The sequence below is a fragment of the Pseudomonas sp. genome, assembly GCF_026224925.1.
Taxonomy (GTDB): Bacteria; Pseudomonadota; Gammaproteobacteria; order Pseudomonadales; family Pseudomonadaceae; genus Aquipseudomonas.
Map to the genome: position 1 here is coordinate 1 of NZ_JAMFRV010000455.1, position 4,277 is coordinate 4,277.

A 4,277-nucleotide genomic window follows, 5' to 3' on the forward strand; every position below is an offset into this window, starting at 1 on the left:
GATCCAGCGTGCTAAAGGCACTGGGACACCGACCCAGATCGCGACCGAATTAGGGCTTCAATCATCCAACCTCGCTCAGATTCTTGGCGAGCTGGATCGGCGCAATCTGATTCAGCGGACTTGCGACCCTGCCGACAAGCGCAAGGTTCGCCTCTCGCTCACGCAGGCAGGCCTCAATCTCGCGTGTGAAGCGCGCGGGAGGCGGGATCAGTGGCTATCTGACACGATGGAAGCGTGCCTCTCCGTGGAGGAACAAGCGCAGTTGCTCGCTGCCGGAGCGCTGATCCAGCGAATTGCACTTTGGAGCGAACCCACTCCGGAGGGCTCGGACTAACCCTACGTTTCGAACAACAGCCGAGCCTGTCAGGCTCCCCCGACAACAGATATCCAGGAACTTTTCATGTCCATTCGCCGCGTCAATCACGCCGTCCTTTCCGTGTCCGATCTTGAGGCATCGACTATGTTTTACCGCGACGTTCTTGGGCTAGAACTAGTCGCAATACTGCCCGCACAAGGCGACTGGAAGGAGATGCGCTTCTTCCGGGCATCGGGCGAGTCCACCAATCACCATGACGTCGGGATTATCGCGAATGCCACGCTGCCGCTTCCCGGCCGGGGCCAGCCGTCCGTCCCAGGACTTTTTCACGTCGCCTTCGAGGTCGGCACGATTGAGGAGCTGGAGAGCATGGGCCAACGGCTGAAAGAAGCGAATGCCTTCATCGACTGTGTCGAACAGCCGATGCACCTTTCGGTATACGGCCGAGACCCCGACGGTCTTTCGTTAGAGGTCGTGTGGCGCGTGCCCAACGTCGACTGGAGCTACGAGGATCTGTGGCGACGCCCGCTCGACTTCGACGCAGTGAAAGATCGTTGGGGTGGCACCCTGACCACCGGCTCCGCAGCCGGCGAACCGGCCTGAACCTCCCACCATGTAAGGCGCCCACACGCTATGATTCAAACAACAACTTCATATGGAGCAGCAACGCTTGGAATTACGACAACTGCGCTATTTCGTAAAGATCATCGAACATGGCAGTCTCGGGCGTGCAGCACTTGAACTGGAAGTGGGTGTGTCAGCCCTGAGTCAGCAAATCTCCAAGCTGGAAAACGAGTTGTGCACCCGTCTGCTGAATCGCACCACCACCGGCGTAACGCCTACTAGCGCCGGACTTGCATTTTTACACCATGCCCAGCTAACACTGCGCCAAGCGGAGAATGCCATCATGGCCGCCCATCGCGGGCGTATGAGTGGCTACGTCAGCGTCGGCTTACCACCGACCACCGCGACGGTTCTCGCTCTGCCGTTGATCAATGCAATGCGTGCCCGTTATCCGGATATACAACTTCATCTGGTAGAAATGCTTTCCGGGCACTTAGCCGCACAGCTCAACGCACGGCAGATTGATCTGGCCATTCTGTTCCAGCTCGAAGGCGGTAAACGCTGGAGCGTGACTCCCCTGCTTGATGAAAAGCTGTTTGTAATTGCCTCGCCCAGCCTGCCCAATGCGCCCTGTGGCGACAGCGTGCAGCTAGCAGACCTCGGTGGCTTGCCGCTTGTGATGCCCAGCTCGCAACATGGTTTGCGCACGGCATTGATGAGTGCGTTTGAGCGGGTAGGATTGACACCCAATATCATCATGGAGGTGGACGGTCTCGCTGTTCTGATGAACGCCGTCCGTGCAGCTCATGCTGCGACGATACAACCAGGGGCCGCAGCCGCGTTGAAAGGCGAGTCTGGACTTTCACTGGTTAAAATTTCCGACCCTCATGTGGGCCGGCGTAATCTTCTGGCGACGCTAGCGGATGACGAACTGTCTCCTGCAGCATTGGCAACGCGTTTGGTCATTGTCGATGTAGCACGACAATTGGTGGTCGACAAACAGTGGCCGGGAGCAACGTGGATTGAGGATGTAGACGTGTAACAGCCGCTGCGACCCATCTTGGTCAGATACGAGTCGCGTTAGGGCAAACCCTTTAGAAAAACTAAACACCCCGCGTCAAAAGCAGCCTTTCGGCACCTCGCGCCCTCCTCTACCTTTCGCCTCACTCGCAAGGAGCACATCGTTCCTGCCTCCTTGCGAATCGAGGAGCGATAATGTTCGATGTTTTAATCATAGGGGGTGGCAATGCTGCCCTGTGCGCCGCGCTGATGGCGCGTGAGAGCGGCGCCAGCGTAATGCTGCTGGAAGCCTCACCAAAAGCCTGGCGCGGTGGTAACTCGCAACACACCCGTAACTTGCGTTGCATGCACGACGAGCCGCAAGACGTGCTGATCGACGCTTATCCGGAAGAAGAATACTGGCAAGACCTTCTGAAGGTCACGGGCGGCATCACCAATGAAAAACTTGCCCGTATAGCCATTCGTGCATCGTCCTCTTGCCGCGACTGGATGCGTTCACACGGGGTGCATTTCCAACCGCCACTGTCCGGCGCGCTGCATGTGGCGCGCACCAATGCTTTTTTCATGGGCGGCGGGAAAGCGTTGGTGAACGCGTATTTCCGCAGCGCTGAACGTCTGGGTGTGAAAGTCCGCTACAACACCCAAGTGACCGATATTGAGCTGGAAGATGGCAAGTTCGTCGCAGCTCACATTGGCGAACATGACGTCGATGGTCAGCACGTAGCCGCAGAGCGTATTGAAGCCCGGGCATGCGTTCTGGCATCAGGTGGCTTCGAATCCAACCGTGAATGGCTGCGCGAGGCATGGGGTCAGAACGAGCGCGGTGAATGGCCGTCCGACAATTTCCTGATCCGTGGTACACGATTCAATACCGGCATTTTGCTACGGCGAATGCTCGATCTTGGCGCTGATGTGATCGGCGATCCGACGCAAGCGCACATGGTAGCGATTGATGCCCGCGCGCCACTGTACGACGGTGGTATCTGCACCCGTATCGACTGTGTATCGCTGGGTGTGGTGGTCAATCGTGACGGCGAACGCTTCTACGACGAAGGCGAAGATTTCTGGCCAAAGCGTTATGCAATCTGGGGGCGTCTGGTAGCCGGACAACCAGGTCAGCAGGCGTATTCGATCATCGATCAACAAGCCATCGGTCGCTTCATGCCACCGGTCTTTCCCGGAACCACCGCCAATACCCTGCAAGACCTCGCCCACCAGTTGAAGCTGCCTCAAGAACAATTCGTCAAGACCGTCGAGGACTACAACAACGCCTGCCGGGTCGGCACTTTCGACCACACCTCTTTGGACGATTGCCATACCGAAGGGCTGATACCCGCCAAAACCCATTGGGCGCGGCCGTTGGTGAAGCCACCTTTCTACGCCTACCCGCTTAAACCGGGTGTCACTTTCACCTACCTCGGCCTCGCCACCGACGACACTGCTGCCGTGCACTTCAACGGCAAGGCGAGCCCCAACCTGTTTGTAGCCGGAGAAATGATGGCTGGCAATGTGCTTGGCAAGGGATATACCGCTGGTATAGGCATGGCTATCGGTACTGCGTTTGGACGCATTGCCGGGGTACAGGCCGCTGCTTCGGTGGGGTTTGGGACTGCTTCTTTGAACACGGAGTCTCAACATGCAACTGTTTGATCCCAAGGCTCAGAGCGGGTTAATCCCGGTATTGAATCTCGACGAAACCGAAGTCCAGCGGCAGATGAGCATTTGCAATTCCTGCCGCTATTGCGAAGGCTTCTGCGCGGTCTTCCCTGCTATGACCCGACGTCTGGAGTTTGAACAGGCTGACATCCATTACCTGGCGAACCTTTGCCATAACTGCGGCGCGTGCCTGCACGCCTGTCAGTACGCCGCTCCACACGAATTCGCGGTCAATGTGCCCAAGGCCATGGCCAAAGTTCGCCTCGCTACCTACGCCGAATACGCATGGCCGCAGGTGATGGGCAAGTTGTATCAGCGCAACGGACTGACCTTGGCGCTGGCTTCTGGTGCGGGACTGGCATTGTTCCTGTGTCTCACGCTGATGGTTATGGGCAATCTTTTCACGATCATGCCAGGGGGCAACTTCTACGGGATCTTCCCGCACAACACGTTGGCGCTGATGTTCGGCGCGGTCTTCGGCTTTGCGACACTCGCGTTGACGATTGGCGTGCGGCGCTTCTGGCGCAACGTCTCACCGGTTGCAGCACCCTTGCAGCTAAAAACATCCGCTGCACTGGAGGCCACGGCCAACGTCGCCCAACTCAAATACCTGGACGGCGGGCATGGTGAGGGCTGCAACAACGCCGATGATAAATTCACGTTGTGGCGTCGGCGCTTCCACCATCTCACCTTCTACGGCTTCATGCTGTGCTTCGCCGCC

Annotated in this window: 5 protein-coding genes; all 5 read left to right on the forward strand. The window is 57.8% G+C overall.

Annotation, left to right across the window (positions count from 1 at the left end; translation table 11 throughout):
* The coding region (locus M0974_RS19650) for a winged helix DNA-binding protein (protein WP_297840478.1) at positions 1-334 on the forward strand (334 nt) is incomplete at its 5' end.
* Positions 335-400: 66 nt separating this feature from the next.
* Entirely contained in the window at positions 401-919 is a 519-nt protein-coding gene (locus M0974_RS19655; protein ID WP_297840481.1) for a VOC family protein, read from the forward strand.
* 67 nt (positions 920-986) lie between these two features.
* Positions 987-1,922 (forward strand): LysR substrate-binding domain-containing protein, encoded by a 936-nt coding sequence (locus M0974_RS19660; protein WP_297840484.1) that lies wholly within the window; start codon positions 987-989, stop codon positions 1,920-1,922.
* 173 nt (positions 1,923-2,095) lie between these two features.
* A complete protein-coding gene (tcuA, locus tag M0974_RS19665; RefSeq protein ID WP_297840488.1) occupies positions 2,096-3,550 on the forward strand; it encodes an FAD-dependent tricarballylate dehydrogenase TcuA in 1,455 nt (484 codons plus the stop codon).
* Positions 3,537-4,277 (forward strand): tricarballylate utilization 4Fe-4S protein TcuB (tcuB, locus tag M0974_RS19670; protein ID WP_297840491.1); only part of this gene is annotated, 741 nt, incomplete at its 3' end. The genes tcuA and tcuB, both read left to right, overlap by 14 nt.

Bases quoted from the DNA above. Each gene is read 5' to 3' on its own strand.
- M0974_RS19655 (WP_297840481.1), top strand. From the start codon at position 401: ATGTCCATTCGCCGCGTCAATCACGCCGTCCTTTCCGTGTCCGATCTT.
- tcuA (WP_297840488.1), top strand. From the start codon at position 2,096: ATGTTCGATGTTTTAATCATAGGGGGTGGCAATGCTGCCCTGTGCGCC.